This is a genomic window from Sphingomonas sp. H160509, from assembly GCF_024124765.2.
Classification (GTDB): Bacteria; Pseudomonadota; Alphaproteobacteria; order Sphingomonadales; family Sphingomonadaceae; genus Sphingomonas.
Genome location: NZ_JAMXSR020000002.1, coordinates 1277877 through 1297406 on the forward strand (window position 1 = coordinate 1277877; position 19530 = coordinate 1297406).

At 65.0% G+C, this 19530-nt stretch carries 20 protein-coding genes and 2 pseudogenes; 13 read left to right on the forward strand and 9 right to left on the reverse strand.

What is annotated here, in order from left to right; translation table 11 throughout:
• The first annotated feature begins 143 nt into the window (after positions 1-143).
• Positions 144-1148 (forward strand): TonB-dependent receptor plug domain-containing protein, encoded by a 1005-nt coding sequence (locus NHF48_RS07930; RefSeq protein WP_253070781.1) that lies wholly within the window; start codon positions 144-146, stop codon positions 1146-1148.
• 67 nt (positions 1149-1215) lie between these two features.
• On the forward strand, positions 1216-3072 hold the full coding sequence (locus NHF48_RS07935; RefSeq protein WP_253070782.1) for a TonB-dependent receptor domain-containing protein: 1857 nt from the start codon (positions 1216-1218) through the stop codon (positions 3070-3072).
• 179 nt (positions 3073-3251) lie between these two features.
• Here the strand turns inward: NHF48_RS07935 and NHF48_RS07940 are convergent, their stop codons facing one another.
• Both NHF48_RS07940 and epsC read right to left on the reverse strand, forming a co-directional pair.
• Positions 3252-3590 (reverse strand): DUF2794 domain-containing protein, encoded by a 339-nt coding sequence (locus tag NHF48_RS07940; protein WP_253070783.1) that lies wholly within the window; start codon positions 3588-3590, stop codon positions 3252-3254.
• Positions 3591-3603: 13 nt separating this feature from the next.
• Positions 3604-4296 carry a serine O-acetyltransferase EpsC gene (gene epsC, locus NHF48_RS07945; protein WP_253070784.1) on the reverse strand — a complete coding sequence of 231 codons (693 nt, stop codon included), beginning with the start codon at positions 4294-4296 and terminating at the stop codon, positions 3604-3606.
• 162 nt (positions 4297-4458) lie between these two features.
• On the opposite strand from epsC, the gene NHF48_RS07950 reads away from it, so the two are divergent.
• The gene (locus NHF48_RS07950; protein WP_446741127.1) at positions 4459-5226 is read left to right on the forward strand and encodes a sulfite exporter TauE/SafE family protein; all 768 of its coding nucleotides are present in this window, start codon (positions 4459-4461) and stop codon (positions 5224-5226) included.
• A gap of 36 nt (positions 5227-5262) precedes the next feature.
• Here NHF48_RS07950 and NHF48_RS07955 read toward each other — a convergent pair whose 3' ends face one another.
• A complete protein-coding gene (locus tag NHF48_RS07955) occupies positions 5263-5781 on the reverse strand; it encodes a carboxymuconolactone decarboxylase family protein (protein WP_056057750.1) in 519 nt (172 codons plus the stop codon).
• A gap of 132 nt (positions 5782-5913) precedes the next feature.
• The gene (locus NHF48_RS07960; RefSeq protein WP_253070786.1) at positions 5914-6459 is read right to left on the reverse strand and encodes a peroxiredoxin; all 546 of its coding nucleotides are present in this window, start codon (positions 6457-6459) and stop codon (positions 5914-5916) included.
• Between the two features lie 148 nt (positions 6460-6607).
• Between NHF48_RS07960 and NHF48_RS07965 the strand changes: the two genes are divergently transcribed.
• The 3 genes from NHF48_RS07965 (at position 6608) to NHF48_RS07975 (ending at position 9206) form a co-directional block, all read left to right on the forward strand.
• Positions 6608-7510 carry a hydrogen peroxide-inducible genes activator gene (locus tag NHF48_RS07965; RefSeq protein ID WP_253070787.1) on the forward strand — a complete coding sequence of 301 codons (903 nt, stop codon included), beginning with the start codon at positions 6608-6610 and terminating at the stop codon, positions 7508-7510.
• 257 nt (positions 7511-7767) lie between these two features.
• The gene (locus tag NHF48_RS07970; protein ID WP_167397686.1) at positions 7768-8400 is read left to right on the forward strand and encodes a fasciclin domain-containing protein; all 633 of its coding nucleotides are present in this window, start codon (positions 7768-7770) and stop codon (positions 8398-8400) included.
• A gap of 134 nt (positions 8401-8534) precedes the next feature.
• Positions 8535-9206, forward strand: a complete 672-nt coding sequence (locus NHF48_RS07975; protein WP_253070788.1) for a fasciclin domain-containing protein — start codon at positions 8535-8537, stop codon at positions 9204-9206.
• A 112-nt stretch (positions 9207-9318) separates the two neighbouring features.
• Here the strand turns inward: NHF48_RS07975 and NHF48_RS07980 are convergent, their stop codons facing one another.
• From NHF48_RS07980 to pgsA, 3 genes are read right to left on the reverse strand one after another with little or no spacing between them, the layout of a single operon-like run.
• Complete coding sequence (locus tag NHF48_RS07980) at positions 9319-9768, reverse strand: molybdenum cofactor biosynthesis protein MoaE (RefSeq protein WP_253070789.1); 450 nt, start codon at positions 9766-9768, stop codon at positions 9319-9321.
• Complete coding sequence (gene moaD, locus NHF48_RS07985) at positions 9765-10022, reverse strand: molybdopterin converting factor subunit 1 (RefSeq protein WP_253070790.1); 258 nt, start codon at positions 10020-10022, stop codon at positions 9765-9767. The genes NHF48_RS07980 and moaD overlap by 4 nt, the downstream gene beginning before the upstream one ends.
• Positions 10023-10024: 2 nt before the next feature.
• On the reverse strand, positions 10025-10576 hold the full coding sequence (pgsA, locus tag NHF48_RS07990) for a CDP-diacylglycerol--glycerol-3-phosphate 3-phosphatidyltransferase (protein ID WP_253070791.1): 552 nt from the start codon (positions 10574-10576) through the stop codon (positions 10025-10027).
• A 114-nt stretch (positions 10577-10690) separates the two neighbouring features.
• On the opposite strand from pgsA, the gene NHF48_RS07995 reads away from it, so the two are divergent.
• Complete coding sequence (locus tag NHF48_RS07995; protein ID WP_056057732.1) at positions 10691-12016, forward strand: MFS transporter; 1326 nt, start codon at positions 10691-10693, stop codon at positions 12014-12016.
• A 137-nt stretch (positions 12017-12153) separates the two neighbouring features.
• Here the strand turns inward: NHF48_RS07995 and NHF48_RS08000 are convergent, their stop codons facing one another.
• Positions 12154-12318, reverse strand: a complete 165-nt coding sequence (locus tag NHF48_RS08000; protein ID WP_165895150.1) for a hypothetical protein — start codon at positions 12316-12318, stop codon at positions 12154-12156.
• A 196-nt stretch (positions 12319-12514) separates the two neighbouring features.
• Here NHF48_RS08000 and NHF48_RS08005 point away from each other — a divergent pair, with 196 nt between their 5' ends.
• Both NHF48_RS08005 and NHF48_RS08010 read left to right on the forward strand, forming a co-directional pair.
• Positions 12515-13633 (forward strand): DUF47 family protein, encoded by a 1119-nt coding sequence (locus NHF48_RS08005; protein WP_056057730.1) that lies wholly within the window; start codon positions 12515-12517, stop codon positions 13631-13633.
• Positions 13634-13794: 161 nt separating this feature from the next.
• Positions 13795-14793, forward strand: coding sequence for an inorganic phosphate transporter (locus NHF48_RS08010; RefSeq protein WP_253070792.1), 999 nt, complete (start codon positions 13795-13797; stop codon positions 14791-14793).
• Between the two features lie 118 nt (positions 14794-14911).
• On the opposite strand, the gene NHF48_RS08015 is transcribed toward NHF48_RS08010, so the two are convergent.
• Entirely contained in the window at positions 14912-15358 is a 447-nt protein-coding gene (locus NHF48_RS08015) for a phasin family protein (protein ID WP_056057723.1), read from the reverse strand.
• Between the two features lie 131 nt (positions 15359-15489).
• On the opposite strand from NHF48_RS08015, the pseudogene NHF48_RS08020 reads away from it, so the two are divergent.
• The 4 genes and pseudogenes from NHF48_RS08020 to NHF48_RS08035 all read left to right on the forward strand — a co-directional run bounded on the left by NHF48_RS08020 (position 15490) and on the right by NHF48_RS08035 (position 19463).
• A pseudogene (locus tag NHF48_RS08020) lies at positions 15490-16792 on the forward strand (UDP-glucose dehydrogenase family protein).
• Positions 16793-16856: 64 nt separating this feature from the next.
• Positions 16857-17475: pseudogene (locus NHF48_RS08025) on the forward strand (TetR/AcrR family transcriptional regulator).
• A 315-nt stretch (positions 17476-17790) separates the two neighbouring features.
• Positions 17791-18189, forward strand: coding sequence for a hypothetical protein (locus NHF48_RS08030; protein ID WP_253070793.1), 399 nt, complete (start codon positions 17791-17793; stop codon positions 18187-18189).
• Positions 18186-19463, forward strand: a complete 1278-nt coding sequence (locus tag NHF48_RS08035; RefSeq protein WP_446741128.1) for an efflux RND transporter periplasmic adaptor subunit — start codon at positions 18186-18188, stop codon at positions 19461-19463. Before NHF48_RS08030 ends, NHF48_RS08035 begins: the two co-directional genes overlap by 4 nt.
• Positions 19464-19530 lie beyond the last annotated feature (67 nt).

The window sequence follows — 19530 nt, forward strand, 5'->3', positions numbered from 1 at the left end:
CCTGCGCGCAACACGCAGGACACATATCGCAACAAAATTGTCGTATCGCGCAATCTTCCCTTGCTTCGTTACGCCCGTGAGCCATCATTCGCACACATAAGATAAGAGAGCGGATGTTTGCTGGGGCGCGGACAAGGGGAAAAATGTTGAAGCGTGGGTTCAAGACGTTCACGGGCGCGAGCAAATATGCCGGCGCCAGCGGGTTGGCATTGGTGGCGATGCTGACAGCGATGCCGGCCTTCGCACAATCGGTGACGACACCGACCGCCGAGGGCGTGCAGGCCGCCGATCCATCCGTAGACCAGGCTGGCGGAGATGAGATCGTCGTGACCGGATCGCGCATTCGCCGCAGTCCGCTCGACCAGCCCTCCCCCGTCGTCACGGTCGATGCGCAGTCGATCCAGCGCACCGGGCTTTCGTCGGTCGCCGACGTTCTCCAGCGGCTGCCAAGCGCGGCCGGCGGGCTCAATTCGAAGGTCAACAATTCGGGTAACATCGGCAATCCGCCCGACGGCGGTGGCGTCGGTGCAGGGTCGGCCGAGATCGACCTGCGCTATCTGACGGCCAAGCGGACGCTGGTGCTGGTCGACGGGCTTCGCTTCGTCAACGGCGCATCGGCGAGCGGCATTCCCTCGACGGTCGATCTCAACACGATCCAGGTCGGCTCGATCGAGCGGATCGAAATCCTCCAGTCGGGCCAGTCGCCGCTTTACGGATCGGACGCGCTGGCCGGCGTCGTCAACATCATCACCAAATCGCAGCAGAAGGGCCTCAAGGCCTCCGCGCAGTTCGGCACGTTCCGGCAGGGCGACGGCCATACCCAGGACTATAACGTCAGCTACGGCATCCAGGCGCCGCGGACGAGCGTGGTGTTCGGCGGCAGCTACGTGAAGCAGGAGTCGGTCAGCACGCGCGATCGAAAGATTTCGCAGTTCCCCAACCCTGGCCAGACAAGTTGCTCGGACGTCATTGGTGGTTGTTCGGGCGCTACCCCCAACGGATTCTTCCAGGTCGGTGGCCGGAACCTGACGCTGAAGTCCGCCCCCCATCCTCGGTCGGCCACGCTACGACGCCGCCAATCCGACCGGCCCGAACAGCGATTTCAAGGAATTCACGTCCGCCGACCGCTTCAACTTCTCGCCGTTTAACTATTTCCTGACCCCGTCCGAGCGCTACGGCTTCTTCGTCAGCGCCAAGCAGGAACTCACCGACAACGTGAACCTGCGCGTGAAGATGAACTACACGCGACGCAATTCGCAGAATCAGGCGGCGTTCCTGCCGCTCGTGATCGGGCCGGACGCTGGCAACGGCAACCTGCTCGACACGATCTCGGTCGATGCCACCAACCCGTATAATCCGTTCGGCTACACGCTGTCGGCGGGCGGCGCGGGCAATGGTCCGGCGAACTATTCGACGGTGCGTCGTCGCCTCGTCGAGGCTGGCCAGCGGACCTATTCGCAGACTGTCGACACGATGTCGGCGACCGCCACGCTCGATGGCTCGTTCAACGTCGGCAGCCACAAATTCTACTGGGACGTGAATGCGGTCCTCGGCTTCAACGACGCCAAGCAGCTGTTCACGGGCAACATCAACGCGGCCAATCTGGCCCAGGCACTAGGCCCGGTCGCAAACTGCACCGGGGCATGCGTACCGTTCAACATCTTCGGTGGCGCAGGATCGGTCACGCCGGCGATGCTCGGTTACATCGCGTTCGATGAGCGTGCGCGCAGTTCGCAGAGCCTGGAGGACTATACCGCCAATATCTCGGGCGACCTGTTCGACCTTCCCGCCGGCGCCGTTGGTCTCGCCGCGGGCTATGAGCACCGCGTCCAATATGGCAGCTTCACGCCCGATCCGCTGATCACCGCAGGGCTCGGCGCGGATATCCCGGCGCAACCGGCGCGTGGGCACTTCAACTCGGACGAAGTCTATGCCGAGTTGCGGGTACCGCTGATCCACAACACGCCGCTCATCCAGTCGCTCGAAATCGGCGGCGCGGTGCGGCATTCGAACTATTCGATCAGCGGCAGCAACACGACCTATACCGGCAGCGGCCTGTGGAAGCCGTTCAGCGACCTGCTGTTGCGCGCCTCCTATGCGCAGGGCTTCCGCGCACCGAGCATCGGCGAATTGTTCGGCGCGGCATCGCGGTCCGACGCCGCGATTGACGACCCCTGCACCAACGTCGCCGGATCGCCGTTCCAGTCGTCCGCGACCGTCCGCGCCAACTGCATCGCCAACGGCGTACCCGCGAACGGCAGCTATCAGGAGCCGAATGGCGGACAGCTGAGCGTGCTGACCGGCGGCAATGAGGCGTTGAAGCCCGAGACGTCGCGGACATGGCTGTTCGGCGCGGTGTATGCGCCGAGCTGGGCCCGGACCAGCGGGATCGCCAGCCAGCTGAGCATCGAGGGCAATTATTACGACATCAAGGTCGACGACGCGATCGCGGCGACCGACGCGACGCTGACGCTCAGCCGCTGTTCGCAGGCGGCGGACGCCCTTAGCTGTGCGGCGATCTCCCGCACGCCCAACGGGATCATCTCGCGGATCAACGCGCAGTTGCAGAACATCGGCGGCATCCGCACCCGCGGCGTCGACGTGACCGCGGTCTATCGCTCGCCGCAGACCTCGGCGGGCACGTTCGGGCTCTCGCTCAACGGCAACATCCTGTTGAAATACGCCGAGAGCTTCCCGGCGACCGTCGGCTTCACCACCACCAATTACCAGGGTACGACGCGTGGCTCGCCCGAGCAGTCCTATCCGAAGTTCAAGGGCAATGCGGTCGTCGACTGGGACATCGGCATGGCGCGCGCGTCGTTCACCGGCCGCTACATCAAGAGCGTGAAGGAAGCGGACGGCAAGAAACTCGACAACACCTTCTACGGTGACGTGCAGGTTACGCTGTCGCCGGGCTGGCTGGAGAATCGCTTGGGGCTGACGATCGGCGTGAACAACGTCTTCAATCAGGACCCGCCGGCGTGCTTCAGCTGCACCGGGCCGAACTACGACCCGAGCACGTACGACGTGCCGGGGCAGTTCGGGTATATCCGACTGTCGTGGGGGCTTTGATCTTATGAGATGCCGGTCCGCTCATTGTGAGTGGGCAGGCAAATCGATCCTCCCCGCCAGGGGGAGGTGGCGCGAAGCGACGGAGGGGGGAGGATACGGAACCTACGTTTCCCTTTCCTCCCCCTCCGTCTGGCAAGGGCCAGCCACCCCCCCTGGCGGGGGAGGATCGTTGGGTTTGCTCAGTCCTCGACCAACTTCATGAAACGGCGCTCGACCGGGGCTAGCACCGGCCCCAGTTCGTGCCCGCGCTTTACCACCGCGCCGCCCTCGCCGATCAGCGCCCACATCCCCTGCTTGTTACGCAGCGAAGGCCGTTTCTCGATCCTGAACTCCGGCCGTTCGGCGGCGCGGCAAAAGGCGGCGAACACCGCGGCATCCTTGCCGAGATCGATCGCATAGTCGCGCCAATGACCTGCCGCGACCATCCGCCCGTAGAGATCCAGGATCCGGTTCAGTTCGAGGCGTTCGAAGCCGACCTGCGTCGCCTTGGACGGTGTGGGAAAAGGTACGACGCCCATCAGTTACTCACCATCATGCGCGGTCGCGGCGGTCCTCTGGATGATCTTCGGCGAGCAGCGCGTCGAGCCGCTTGCGCATCGTCTCCAGCTCGCAGCGCATGATCTCCATCTTCTGCGTCGCGGGATCGAACATCTCGCTGCACGGCGTACCGTAGGGCACGAAGCGTGGCACCTCGGGCGCGTTGCCGCCCTCGATCGTCGTCGCGCGCGCGGGGATGCCGACCACCGTCGTGCCCGCCGGCACGTCACGCGTCACCACCGCGTTGGCGCCGACCCGCGAGCGCTTGCCGAGCGTGATTGGGCCCAGCACCTGCGCACCCGAGCCAATGATCGCGCCGTCGGAGATGGTCGGGTGGCGCTTGCCCTGCACACCGTTGTCCGGACTGGTGCCGCCCAGCGTGACGCACTGGTAGATCGTGACGTCGTCGCCGATCTCCGCGGTCTCGCCGATCACCACGAAGCCGTGGTCGATGAAGAAATTGCGGCCGATCGTCGCGCCCGGATGGATGTCGATCGCGGTGGCGAAGCGCGACCAGTGGTTGACGCACCGCGCGAGGAAATAGAGTTTCGCCTTGTACAGGCGGTGCGCGATCCGGTGATAGCCGAGCGCCCAGACGCCGGGGTACAGCATGATTTCTGCGCGCGAATGCGGGGCGGGATCGCGGGCGCGGATCGAATCCAGATAGGCCAGTAATCCGCTCGACATCCGCAGTCCCCTTCGCGATTTCCGTATCTAGGGTATCGAACCGCCGATTTCCAGAACCGCACGCAAGGGCCGCCTCAACGCATCGGGATCGGGGTAAAGCCTATCTTTGTTGTGGGATAAGCCCGCGCGTTGCACTCTGCGCACGATATTGAGGGGATGCCGATGTTCGACCTGACGACCTTGAGCTTCGAAACGCTATTGCCCTTCATCCTGGTCGGGTTCGCCGCGCAGATCGTCGATGGCGCGCTGGGGATGGCGTTCGGGGTGATTTCGAACACGTTGCTGCTGTGGGTCGGCGTGCCACCAGCTGCGGCATCGGCGGGCGTGCACACCGTCGAGACCTTCACGACGGCGGTGTCGGGGATCAGCCATGTGCTGCACAAGAACGTCAACTGGGCGCTGTTCCTGCGGCTGATGATCCCGGGCGTGATCGGCGGCGTGCTGGGCGCGTACGTGCTGTCGAACATCGATGCGAGCACGGCGAAACCGTTCATCCTGGCGTATCTGACGTCGATCGGCGTGTACCTGCTGTACCGCGGGCTTCGCTATCCGCCGAAGCAGAAGGAGCCGAAGATCGTCGAGCCGCTCGGGCTGGTCGGCGGGTTTCTCGATGCCGCGGGCGGTGGCGGCTGGGGGCCGGTGGTGACGTCGAACCTGCTGGTGCAGGGCGCATCGCCGCGCACGACGATCGGTACGGTGAACACCGCGGAATTCTTCCTGACCGCGACGATCTCGGCGACGTTCATCACGCAGCTCGGCTGGGCGGCGTTTACGCAGGCGACGGTCGGGCTGCTGATTGGTGGCGTGCTGGCAGCCCCGTTCGGGGCGATGCTGGCGAAGCGCGTGCCAGCGAAGACGTTGATGGTCTTGGTCGGCGTGATCCTGACGATCACGAGCTTGTTTGGGCTGTACCGGGCGATCTGGCACTGACAAACTCCCCTCCCGCTTGCGGGAGGGGAACAGAAGTCACAACGTCGCGTGGACCGTCGCAACCGCCGCCATCACCGCGCCGATCCGTACCGACGTCTGGATCGCCTCGGCCGTAACGCCGGCCTTCTTCAAAATCTGCTCGTGGCTGTCGATGCACATGCCGCAGCCGTTCATCGCCGACACGGCCAGGCTGAACAGCTCGAAATCGACCTTGTCGATGCCCGGCTGGCCGATCACGTTCATGCGCAGCTTGGCGGGCATGTTGCGGTATTCCTGGTTCCCGGCGAGGTGCGTGAACCGGTAATAGACGTTGTTCATCGCCATCACCGCAGCCGCCGCGCGCGCTGCGTTGGCGGCCTCGGGCGAGAGCTTCGGGGCGCATTCGGCCTCGGCGGCTTCGACCAGCGGCTTGTATCCCGAGCCGTGCGCGCAGGTGAGCAGCAGGCCGTATTTGCGCTGATCGGTGAGGTGCGTCTCGTTCAGCAGCGAGCCGACGTTGAGGCGGATGTCCTTGGCGTAGTCCGGGAGTGTCCCGGCGAATTCCTTGAGCGACATATCTTACTTCCTTCTGCTCCCCTTCCGCCTGCGGGAGGGGTCGGGGGAGGGACTGGAGACAAAAAAGAGAGGGCGGTCCGTGTGGACACGCCCTCCCCCAACCCCTCCCGCAAGCGGGGAGGGGAGTTTTAGTTACGCGGCGAGCTGGAGGACGTCGTCGCCCTTGTTCCAGTTGCACGGGCAGAGCTCGTCGGTCTGCAGCGCGTCGAGCACGCGGAGCGTCTCGGCGGGGTTGCGGCCGACGTTCAGGCCGTTGACCTGGACCGCCTGGATGACGTTGTCCGGATCGATGATGAACGTCGCACGGAACGCGACATGCTCGTTCTTGTCGACGATGCCGAGCGCGTCGGCGAGCTTGGCGCCGTTATCCGCGAGCCATGGGAAGTCCGTGGCGGCAAGGTCCGCGTCCGACTTGCGCCAGGCGAGGTGGACGTGCGCGGTGTCGGTCGACGCGCCGATCAGGACAGCGTCGCGGTCCTCGAAATCGCCGCGGATGTCGCTGTAGCCGACGATCTCGGTCGGGCACACGAAGGTGAAGTCCTTCGGCCAGTAGAACAGCACCTTCCACTTGCCGGGATATGCCGTCGTCAGGTCGAGCGTCTCGCCGGCGGGCAGCGCTGCAATGCCCTGCTGGACGGGAATGGTCATCGATGGGAACTGGTCGCCGATGGTCAACATGATGGAAGCCTCCTGGAAATAAACTTGGCTCCAGGCATCCTCAAGCGCGGCGGTTGTCCCGCTCGGTCGTTGTGCGATGCGGTATATGGGGGCTGGTGTAATCGATCCAACGCTCTATTTATCATCTGATGATCGATAGAGGCGATTAATGGCTGCGACCTACCTACCCACGTTGAAACAGTTGCAATATCTTGTTGCGCTGAAGGACCACGGCCATTTCGGACGCGCCGCGGAAGCGTGTTTCGTGACGCAATCGACGCTGTCGGCGGGCCTGCGCGAGCTGGAAACGCTGATCGGCGTGGTGTTGGTCGAGCGCACCCGGCGAGTCGTGCGGTTCACGCCGCTGGGCGACGGGATCGCCGACAAGGCACGGCGCGTGCTGCGCGAGGCGGAGGAACTGGGCGACATGGCGCGTGCCGCCGGCCAGCCCTTGTCCGGCGACATGCGGATGAGCGTCATCCCGACGATCGCGCCGTTCATGCTGCCCCGTATCCTGCCGCGGTTGCGGAAGGATTATCCGGATCTGAAGCTGTTCCTGCGCGAGGAGCCGAGTGGCCCGGCGTGCGAGGGGTTGCACAATGGCCGGACCGACTGCGTGCTGCTCGCCCTCCCTTATGCCTGCGGCGAGGTTACGTCGGAGACGCTGTTTGAGGACCGGCTGTTCGTTGCCTATCCGTCGGGCGAGCAACCCACCGCACTGCCCGCAATTCCGGCGTCGGCGATCGACGAGACGCGGCTGCTGCTGCTCGAGGACGGGCATTGTTTGAAGGATCATGCGCTCGGCGCGTGCAACCGGCCCGAGCTTCGCGCGGAGGCGACCATGCTGGGCACGTCGCTGCATACGATCGTGCAGATGGTCGATAACGGCCTTGGCATCACGATGCTGCCTGAAATGGCAATCAAGGCGGGCATCCTCGACAACACTAGCATAACCGCGCGTCCGCTCGACGAGATCAATGCCGTACGCAAGATCGCGCTGGTCTGGCGCCGCGCGAGTCCGCGAGAGAAGGACTTTCGGTTGATGGCGAAGGCACTGGCGGACGTTCAGTAACTGCACTGTCGTAGCGCCCCGCCCTTGCTTCTGCCCCCATCCCTGAAAGGGAGGGGGTTGGGGGTGGGTCGGCCAGCTTGTGTTGCTGACGGTCCAAGATGCGGAAGCCGACCCACCCCCTGCCCCTCCCTTTCAGGGATGGGAGACCGTTGCGAACTGGGCGCGCTCGGTCTTCACCCCATCCCGAGATCGACACGCTTGCGCAACCAACTCGGCCTTCGATCGTATGTTTCCCAGTTCCCGCTGGAGATCGAACGATGTCGAAGACGCTTCCACTGCTGCTGATGACCAGCGCGCTGGCACTCGCCGCGTGCAGCGGCAAATCCAAGGACGACGTGGCCAGCGCCTCTACGACGCCCGCGAATCCTGCGCTGGCGGTACCGAACGGGCCGCCCGCAGTCGCCAATCCGACCGTCGGCGGCGTGCCGATGATGGCGACGCGGACGATCGTCGACAACGCCTCGGCGGCGCCTAACCTGTCGACACTGGTTGCCGCGGTGAAGGCCGCGGACCTGGTCGGCACGCTGTCCGGCCCCGGCCCCTTCACCGTATTCGCCCCGACCAACGATGCGTTCGGACGGCTCGCACCGGGCATGGTCGACACGTTGCTGAAGCCAGAGAATAAGGCCTCGTTGACCAAGGTGTTGACGTATCACGTCGTGCCGGGCGTCATCACTGCCGACGATCTGCGCCAGCGCATCGCGGCCGGTGGCGGTACCGCGACGTTGACCACGGTTGAGGGTGACCCGATCACTGCGACCATGGTGGGCGCGGTCATCGCGTTGACCGACGTCAACGGTAACAAGAGTTATGTCGAGACGGCAGATGTCCGCCAGTCGAACGGCGTCGTGCACGTCGTAAATGGCGTGATCGTCCCTAAACTGAGCTAAATCTGAGTTAGCCAGGCTCGGTTCATCGTATAGTCGGTACGGTCTGTCGGTGAAATAGTTGAGATCGCCGCCTCTATCCCCAAATTCCATCGTTCGAGTTTCATCCGTCCCAATCACAATCTCTGGAGTTGCAGATGACTGTTAAGATCCACCTTATGATTGCTGCGGCAACGAGCCTGTTTATTGCAACCGGTGCGACTGCCCAGACGGCAGCGCCGACCGCGCCGCGGACTGCGGCACCGATCGCACTGCAGACGGCGATGCCGGCGACGCCAACCACTCCGGCGGCACCCGGTACCGCGGTTGCTCCGCAACAGCCCGGCGCGCCTGTCGCCCCGACTGCTGCGGCAACGACGACGATCGCCGCTGCACTGCCGACGCTGCCGAACCGCGCAACGTTGGCAAAGCTGGTGACCGCCGCGAAGCTGCAAGCGACGCTCGCAGGTCCTGGCCCGTACACGCTGTTCGCACCGAGCGACGAGGCCTTCACGCGCCTGCCCGCCGGTGCGCTCGACACGCTATTGAAGCCTGAGTCGGCACCGACGCTGGCGACGATCATCAAGTATCACGTGGTCGCCGGCGCGCTGACCGCGGACCAGTTGAAGGCCCAGATCACCGCGGGCGGTGGCAAGGCCACGCTGACGACGCTGGCAGGCCAGCCGCTGATCGCAGGGCTTGGGCCGAACGGCAACATCGAGTTGACCGACACGGCTGGTATCAAGTCGTACGTCGATACGGCGGACATCAAGGAGACGAACGGCGTCGTTCATCTCACCAACGGCATGAGCGTTCCGAAGCTCGGCTGATGTGACGGCGGGCCGCTATCCCATCCGGGAGCGCGGCCCGCACTACTTTGTTTGCCCGCGAAGGCGGGGATCCAGTCTGGGCTCCCGCCTTCGCGGGAGAACACGCTTTGGGTTAGCCCTTCGACATATCCCAGCGTGCCGCGGCGGCATGGTCGCCATCACGTGCTTCGACCCAGCTAGCTTCGATACCGCGCGTCTCGCGCTTCCAGAACGGCGCATCGGTCTTCAGCCGGTCGATCAGATACGCGCAGGCCTCGAGCGCGGCGCCGCGATGTTCCGCCGTCGCAGCGACGAACACGATCCGTTCGCCCGGATGCATCGGCCCGACGCGGTGTACGATGATCGCCGCACTCAGCGACCAACGCTCGATCGCACCCTCCGCAACCTTGAGCAACGCCGCCTCGGTCGCGCCGGGATAATGTTCGAGCTCGAGCGTCCCCACCCCGTCGTCGGCACGCACCAGCCCGGTGAACGTCGCCACCGCGCCCGCCCCTGCCGCTTCCGCGCGCGTCATCTCCCCAGCGATATCGATCGGCAATTGCTGGACCGAGATATGGATCATCCGCCCGTCACCGGTGGGAAGATTGCGATCTCCTGTGCGTGACCGATCCGCGTATCGAGCGGCACGAAATCCTGATCGATCGCGGCACGCAACCGCGAACGGTTCTCGAAAGCTCCCGCATGCGCCGGGCTGGTCTCGGCCAGCCAGTCGACCAGATCCGCCACCGTCACGACGCTTGCCGGCGGCTCGACCGACTCTTCGCCCATGCCGATACGCTCACGCACCCAGGCGAAATACACCATCCGTACCGTCATTTTCAGTCCATGTGCTTCAGGCCGACGCGGAGATAATCCCACCCGGTCAGCAACGTAAGGACGGCCGCGCCCCAAAGCGAAACGATGCCGACGGTATGGACCCAGACCATTTCGGGCACCGAACCGCCAAGGATGATTCCGCCGAGCGACACGAGTTGCAACGTCGTTTTCCACTTCGCCAACTGCGAAACCGGCACGGACACCTGCACCTGCGCCAGGAACTCGCGCAATCCCGACACCGCAATCTCGCGCAACAGGATCACCAGCGCGGCGATAACATGGATGCCGGCAATATCGCGCGTGCCGACCAGGATCAGGATCACCGCGGCGACCATGATCTTGTCCGCGATCGGATCGAGGAAAATCCCCAATCGCGACACGGCGCCGCTCGACCGCGCGAGATACCCGTCGAAATAATCGGTGATGCCCATCAGGCAGTACAGCACGAAGGCGATGCCGTACCCTGCCTCCCAGTCGGGCCACCACAGGAACCAGACCAGCAGGGGCACCGCGACGATCCGCGACAATGTCAGGAGGTTAGGCAAGCTCAGCACCCACCACCCCTATACCGGTCGGTCGCGGGGCGAAACCGGTTTAACGTTGGCGTGCGGATGACGCTCCGCTAAGGGTTCGACACATTACCGCAACGATCAGGGCTATTTCCCGTCATGCTCAATGCCCTCGGGTTGCTGAAGCAACGTCGCTTCCTGCCCCTGTTCACCACGCAGTTTCTCGGCGCGTTCAACGATAATTTGTTCAAGACCTCGATGGTCCTGTTCGCTACCTATGCCGTCTTCAACGATCCGAAGATGGAGGCCAATTTCAACGCGTTGGCGACGGGACTCGGCATCCTGCCGTTCTTCCTGCTGTCCGCGCTCGCCGGGCAGTTAGCGGACAGCGAAGACAAGGCGCGGATCATCAGGATCGTGAAGACGGTCGAGATCGGCATCATGCTGCTCGGCGCGACCGGCCTGATGGTCGCACGCGCAGGGCATCCGTCGCTGGGGATCGGGCTGATGCTCGGCGCGGTGCTGTGCCTCGGCGTGCACTCGACCTTCTTCGGACCGATCAAATACGCGATCCTGCCGCAGCATTTGAAACCGTGCGACGTGCTCGGCGGCACTGGGCTGGTCGAGGCCGGGACGTATCTCGCGATCCTGCTGGGCACGGTCACCGCCGGCTGGATCCCGATCGAGGGTGCGGCTGCCAGCGTTTTGATCGTTGCCGTGATCGGCTGGTTCTCCGGCCGGCAGGTGCCCCCAGCACCGCGCGAAGGCCCGCCGCTGAAGCTCGACTACAACCCGTTCACAGCGTCGTGGCGGCTGATCAGCGCGACGCTGCATATCCCCCGCCTGTTCCTCGCGATCGTCGCGATCAGCTTCTTCTGGACGATCGGCGCGGTGCTGATCATCGTCTTCCCACCACTGGTAAAGAACGTGCTGACCGCCGACGAGCGAGTCGCGAGCTTCGTCATCGCGGTGTTCTCGGTCGGGGTTGCGATCGGCTCGGTGGTGATCAACTCGATGCTGCGCGGGCGGATTTCCGCGAAGTTCTCGCCTGCGTCGGTGATCGCGATGGGCGGGTTCGTCGTGCTGTTCTCGTTCCTCGCGCGCAACTGGACGCCCGCGGCTCCGGGGCATTATTACGACTGGGCCGGTTTCATCCATCAGCCGGGTGCGATCCCCGTGCTCGCGACGCTGCTGGCGATCGCGATCACCGGCGGGATGTTCGTCGTGCCGCTCTATGCGTTCCTCACGACCACCGTCGAGAAGGACCAGACGGCGCGCACCGTGGCGGCGAACAACGTCGTCAACTCGGGCGCGATGACGATCGGCTCGATCCTCGTTATCGGCATCACCGCGATGGGTGTCACGCCCGAGGACATGCTGTTTCTCGTCGCGGCGATGTGCCTCGTCTCGGCGTGGCTCGCGCAGAAGCTGCACCGGGCCTGCGACGACGACGCGATCGGGTGTTTGCCGACGCTTCGACACTGAAAATCCCCCCGCCAGGGGGAGGTGTCGCCGAAGGTGACGGAGGGGGAGGACACGGGACGCATGTTTTCCTTTCCTCCCCCCCTCCGTCTGGCAAGCCAGCCACCTCCCCCTGACGGGGGAGGATCGACAGTTCAATCTCAGAAAATGAAGCTGTAGAAGCACGTGAAGAACGCGGCGAAGCTGAGCAGGAAAAGCTTCACATCCTGATCGTCGTTCCTTGCGCTCGCGATGACCGGTGGCGGCAGCGAACGGCGCATCGGATGGCGGGCGGCTTCGTTGGTGAGGACTAGGCGTCTGGTCATGATGCAAACGTTAACGGCGCGTTTACCAATTCGACCAGTGACAAAGGTGGTTAAAGGTAGCGGCGTCCGGCAATGGGACAGAAATGGACCCGCGGGGATGGTTCGAAAACTCTCCGCCGCGCCGCTATCCTTGCGTAAGAACCGAGTATAAGCTCCCGACTTTCCCCGCGATTCTGCGGGTGCGAGGACTCGGACCATCGAGCAGATCGGCGCACTTCCCTATGTGATCGACGAAGCCGGCCACGCCCGCGTGATGCTGATCACCTCGCGCGACACCGGGCGCTGGGTGATCCCCAAAGGTAACCCCATTGTCGGCCTCGCCAGCCACGAGGCGGCCGCGCAGGAAGCGTATGAGGAAGCCGGCATCCGCGGCATCCCCTGCCCCTCGCCCGTGGGACAATTCGCCTATCGCAAACGCCGCCGCACCGGCCGCTACCGCGACATGATCGTCACCGTGTTTCCGCTCGCATTCGTCGAGCAGGTGGAGGACTGGCCTGAGCGTCATCAACGCGACACACGCTGGTTTACGCTTGATCGCGCGGCGGAGGCTGTCAATGAGCCCGGCCTGAAGGCGCTGATCGCTGCTTTCCGTGAGCCGCCGATCCCGGCGTCGCTCGCGCAACGTATCTTACCCGTCGTGCGCACGAGTGCGAAAAGGAGAATTCCGATGCTGGGCTGGTTCCAGTCGCTGATGCCGAAGCAGGGACGGTTCTTCGAACTGTTCGACGCGCATGCCGCGACTTTGGTCGCCGGCGCCGATGCGCTCGCACGGCTGCTCCACGGCGAAGGCTCGATCGAGGGCCAGATCGCCGAGATCGTCAAGCGCGAGCACGAGGCCGACGATATCACGCGGGAGGTGTTGCAGGACGTGCGCCGGGTGTTCGTCACGCCATTCGACCGCAGCGCGATCACGGATTTGATCGGCGTGATGGACGACGCGATCGACCAGATGAACGGTACCGCCAACGCGATCGCGCTGTACGAGGTCACCGAATTCTCGCCGCAGATGCGCGACATGGCGGGGATCATCGTCGAGGCCGCACGGATTACGGCAGAGGCGATTCCGCTGCTGCGGTCGCTCGGCACCAACGCAGGCCGGTTGCACGACCTGACCGCGCGACTGATCCAGATCGAGGGTCATGCCGACGATATTCACGACACGGGCCTGCGCGCGCTGTTCCAGGCCTCGAAGATCAGCGCGGACCCGATGACGTTCATCATCAACCGCGAAATCTACAGCAGCCTGGAAAAGATCGTCGACCGCTTCGAGGATGTCGCGAACGAGATCCAGGGGCTGGTCATCGACCATGCTTGATGTGTTTGAGTCCGAGAGCTTCCACGAAGCTCCCCCGGCGAAGGCCGGGGCCCAATTGGGGGACGGCAATAACGAAGGGCGACGTTCCGTTGCTGCAACCCTTCCAATTGGACCCCGGCCTTCGCCGGGGGTGAAGCGGTAGCGGATAGGGGGGCAACCGCATGATCCTCTCCCTTCCCTTCCTCATCGGTCTCATCGGCATCGCGCTGCTGTTCGACTTCCTGAACGGCCTCCACGACGCGGCGAACTCGATCGCCACCGTCGTCTCCACCCGCGTGCTGAAACCCCAATACGCCGTCCTGTGGGCCGCGTTCTTCAACTTCATCGCGTTCGCGGTGTTCGGCCTCCACGTCGCGCAGACCGTCGGCACCGGCATCGTCCAGGCGCACGTCATCGACGCTCAGGTGATCTTCGCCGCGCTGATGGGCGCGATCGCGTGGAACGTCATCACCTGGGTGCTCGGCATCCCGTCGAGCAGCAGCCATGCGCTGATCGGCGGGCTCTTGGGCGCCGGCATCGCCAAGGTCGGCTTCGGCGCGATCGTCTGGAGCGGCGTCATCAAGACCGTTCTCGCGATCTTCGCGTCGCCCGCGATCGGCCTGATGCTCGCGCTGGTACTGGTGCTCGCCGTCGCGTGGACCAGCCTCAAGCTCACCCCGCTCGGCGTCGACAAGCGTTTCCGCAAGCTCCAGCTGATCTCGGCCGCGCTCTACTCGCTCGGCCACGGCGGCAACGACGCGCAGAAGACGATGGGGATCATCGCCGTGCTGCTATATTCGCAAAAGATGCTCGGCGGTGAGTTCCACGTCCCGCTCTGGGTCGTGCTGTCCTGCCAGGCGGCGATGGCGCTCGGCACGCTGTCGGGCGGCTGGCGGATCGTCCACACGATGGGCTCGAAGATCACCCGTCTTACCCCGGCACAAGGCTTCTGCGCAGAGACCGGCGGCGCGATCACGCTGTTTGCGGCGACCTTCTGGGGCATCCCCGTATCGTCGACGCATACCATCACCGGCTCGATCGTCGGCGTCGGCGCGGCGCGGCGCCTGTCCGCCGTCCGTTGGAACGTCGCAAGCAACATCGTGGTGGCATGGACCCTGACGCTGCCCGCGGCAGGGCTGATCGGTGCTGGCACGTACTGGCTGGTGGGACTGTTCGTCTAAGCGCGAATTAGTTGAGGCTGGTCCGCCGCCGCTCCGTCATAGTGTCGGAGCGGCGGCGTTCTTGCTCGTCCGTACGCCGCTCCACCCGAAACGAAGAGCGGCGTATTGGCCGGTCGGCTTACTTGATTCCGCCGCCCTGCAATGGTGCGACCGCGTCCTTGCCGAACTTCATGATCAGCTCGCCGATCTCGCGTGCCTGGCTCATGCTCCGCTGGCTCTGCTCGCGCAGATAATCGCCCTGGATCTTCATCACCTGGGTCAGGTCGCTGGCGCTCGCCGCTTCGCGCATCGCCGCGAAGGCCTCGCGCGCATTCTGCTCGGCCTGGTCGATCATCGCCTTGCCGATCGTCGCGCCACCCTCGGCGATCTTGCCGCCGGACTCCTTCATCGCCTCGCCTGCACGCCGCGCCGGATCGACGACCTTCTCCGAGAACGCATCGCGCGCCTTCCCGGCATTCTCGCGCATCGCGTCCGCCGCGCCCTTGGCCGCATCCGCCGCGCGGTCGGTTGCCGCCTTGCTTGCGTTCGCACCGTCATCGACTGCCTGCTTGAAGTCGTCAGCCATCGTCTCTCTCCTGTGTTGCGCTGCCATTTGGTCGAAGTTTCAACCGGTATGCTCCGCTTTGGTTGCGCCCGCCAGCTTGCACCCGCGCGCATTAGTCTCGATAGGTCGCGCGGCTTTTACGGGGAACGTCCATGCGCATCACGATGATCGGTTCTGGCTATGTCGGCCTGGTGTCCGGCGCCTGCTTTTCGGATTTCGGCCATGACGTGATCTGCGTCGACAAGGACCAGTCGAAGATCGATGCGCTGCATGCCGGCCGCATGCCGATCTTCGAGCCCGGCCTCGATCAGCTCGTCGCGTCGAACGTTGCCGCGGGGCGGCTGACCTTCACCACCGATCTCGCCAGCGCGGTCGCCGGCGCCGACGCGATCTTCATCGCGGTCGGCACGCCATCGCGGCGCGGCGACGGCCATGCCGACCTCAGCTACGTGTTCGCCGCCACCGAAGAGATCGCCGCCGCGGTCACCGGCCCGACCGTGGTCGTGACCAAGTCGACCGTCCCCGTCGGCACCGGTGACCGAGTCGAGGCGATCCTGCGCGAGAAGCGTCCCGACATTGACGTCGCGGTCGTCTCGAACCCCGAATTCCTGCGCGAAGGCGCCGCGATCGGCGACTTCAAGCGCCCCGACCGCATCGTCATCGGCACCGAGGACGAGCGCGCCAAGCAGGTCATGCGCGACGTCTATCGTCCGCTCTACCTCAACGAATCGCCGATCCTGTTCGTCGGACGTCGCACGTCGGAGCTGATCAAATACGCGGCCAACGCGTTCCTCGCGACCAAGATCACCTTCATAAACGAGATCGCGGACCTGTGCGAGGCGGTCGGCGCCGACGTGCAGGACGTGTCGCGCGGGATCGGGCTCGACAACCGGATCGGCAAGAAATTCCTCCACGCCGGGCCGGGCTATGGCGGCTCGTGCTTCCCCAAGGACACGCTGGCGCTGCTCAAGACCGCCGAGGATTACGACACCCCGGTACACATCGTCGAAGCCGTCGTGAAGGTGAACGACAGCCGCAAGCGCGCGATGGGGCGGAAGGTCCTGCACGCGCTGGGCGACAATCCGCGTGGCAAGACCGTCGCGCTGCTCGGCCTAACGTTCAAGCCGAACACCGACGACATGCGCGACGCCCCCCAGTCTCGCGATCGCGACCGCGCTTGCGGACGCCGGCGTGACGGTCCGCACGCACGATCCCGAAGGGATGGCGCCCGCGAAGGCGATGATGCCCGACCTCGTCTACTGCACCGACGCCTATGACGCGGCCGAGGGTGCCGACGCGGTCGTGATCGTGACCGAATGGGATGCCTATCGCGCGCTCGATCTCGCACGGTTGAAGCGCGTGATGGCCGGGCCGGTGATGGTCGACCTGCGCAACGTCTATCAGCGCGCCGACGTCGAGCAGGCCGGGTTCGCCTACACCGCCGTCGGTCGGTGAGCGTCCCCGGCAACATATTCCAGTCACTGGACCTTTTGCGCGCTCTCACTATATACCGAACGGTATGAATAGGCTTTGCACGCTCACCGCCCCCCAAGGGCCGCCCCCCGCGAGTTCGATCTCGACGAAGCGCTGGCGGGTGCGTTGCGCGTGTTCTGGCGCAACGGCTACGAGGGCGCATCGATGGCGGAACTGACCGCCGAGATGAAGATCACCAAGCCCAGCCTCTACGCCGCGTTCGGCAATAAGGGAGGCGCTGTTCCACAAGGCGCTCGACCTCTACGAGCGCGAGAAGCTGGCCTATATGACGTCCGCGCTCGACGCGCCGACTGCACGTGCCGTAGCGGAAAACCTGCTCCGCGGTGCGTTGCAGATGCAGATGAGCACCTGCGATCCCAAGGGGTGTCTCAGTGTCATCAGCAGCGTCGCGTGCAGTGCCGAAGCCGAGCCGATCAAGGCCGAGGTCGCCAAGCGTCGCGCGTCGTCCGAAGCCGCGCTGATGAAGCGGTTCGACGAAGCCAAGGCGGCGGGCGAGTTCCCCGACGGTCTCGAGTCGCACGCGCTGATGCGTTACCTTTTTTGCGATCATGCAGGGGCTGTCGATCCAGGCCGGCTCGGGCGCTAGCTGCATTGAGCTCCAGCAGCTCGTCGAGACGAGCATGCTCATGTGGCCAACCGAATAGACACGCTTTCTACCGCGCCGCGGGAAAAAATACCGGCCGGTACAAAAGTCTTGTTGACTAGATGAACGCCAGGTTTATATACCGACTGGTATCGAAGCTCTCTCCTACTTCGGATGGGGCACCCGGGGACACCAACCCATGACCACGGTTCAAACCTAAGACGGCTTCGGCCTGATTTTCGAAAATTCCAAGCGGGCAAGCGCGGCACGGTGATGTGCCGGCAATGACCGCGCACGCCTCGCGACCAGCTGACGTCGGTGGACCGTCCACCCACGAAGGCCAGCGCTTGCCCAAGATCAAAAGGGGGACAATCCCATGGCTTATCTCGACCTCGACAACATGTTCGCTTCGCCCGTCACCAGCCGCGCCCAGGCCGTGACGGCTCCTGCCCCGACCGGCTTTTCCGCGCTGGAATGGAGCGTCATCGCCCTCGCCAAGCGCGACACGCTGCGCAGCCTGTCCGGCCCGAGCCGTATGTCGCGGGCGATGGGCAGCCTGTTCGGGCTGAGCACCGCGTCGCGGCTCGCCGACCCCCGGCTCGAGGCGTTGCGGCGGATGGCCGTGTACGCCTGGCGTCGCGGCTTCGCGCTGCCGATGGCCGAGATCCAGGGCTTCCTCGCCGCCGGCTTTGCCGAGGCACAGATCGAAACGCTCGTCGAGAGCGTGACCGGCATGCGCGTCGGCATCCAGCAGAAGCGGAGCATCGCAGCGTGAACCAACTTACCACGATCACGGCCGCGAACGACGCCGACGTCGTCGCGTCGCCGCCTGCGGACCGCCATCGACGGCCGGCATGGCAGCGCGGCGCAATGGTGCTCGTGCCGATCGCGCTGCTCGGCGCGGTCGGCGTGAAGCTGTTCGATCATCCCGACGCGGCGATGGCGGCACCCCCGCCCGCCTCCGTCACGGTGGCGTCGCCGCTGGTGCGGCAGGTCAGCGAATGGGACGATTATGTCGGCCGCTTCGCACCGAGCCGGACGGTCGAGATCCGTCCGCGCGTCGCTGGCGAAGTCACCGGCATCCATTTCCGCGACGGCGAGATCGTCAGCAAGGGCCAGTTGCTCTTCACGATCGACTCCCGCCCGTTCGCTGCTGCTCTGGCCGAGGCACATGCCAACGTCGCGAGCGCCCGCAGCGCCTTGTCGCTGGCCCGTACCGATCTGGGTCGCGCACAGCGACTCGTCGCTGACGAAGCGGTCTCCGCAGGCGAAGTCGACGCCCTCCGCGGGCGGCTCGAAGCAGCGCAGGCCGCACTCGCTGCGGCGCAGGCTCGCGAACGCGCCCGCGCCTTGGACGTCGGCTTCACGCAGGTTCGCGCACCGATCAGCGGTCGGATTTCCGATCGGCGCGTCGATGCGGGCAACCAGGTCGCGGGCGGCGAAGGCACCGGCGGCACGGTGCTGACGACGATCAACGCGCTCGACCCGATATACTTCACGTTCGATGGGTCGGAAGCGCTGTACCTCAAGACGCAGCGCGCACGGCAGCCCGGCGCGACGCCGGCCGCGGTCGAGATCCAGTTGCAGGACGAGACCGAGCATCGCTGGAAGGGCAAGCTCGACTTCACCGACAACGGCCTCGACCAGCGCTCGGGCACGATCCGTGGCCGCGCGGTGCTCGCCAACCCGAGGTATTTCCTGACGCCGGGGATGTTCGGCAACATGCGCCTCGCCAGTGCGGGAACGCGGCAGGCCCTGCTGGTGCCGGACGATGCGGTGCAGACCGATCAGGCGCGGAAGGTCCTGCTGACGATCGATGCGAAGAACGTCGTGAGCCAGAAGCCGGTCGAACTCGGCCCGGTGGTCGATGGCCTCCGCATCGTGCGCTCGGGGATCGGGCCGAACGACCGGATCATCATCCAGGGGACTCAGATGGCGATGCCGGGTGCCACGGTTGCGCCGAAGGTCGGCCGGATCGTGGTGGCCTCGGGTGCGACGGCGCCAGCCTCGGTCCAGCCGATCTCGGGCGAGGCCACGCTCGCCAAGTAACCACCACCCCGGCGAAGGCCGGGGCTCAGGTGGGATAGCGTTTCGATGTAATTATTGCGGTTCGCCC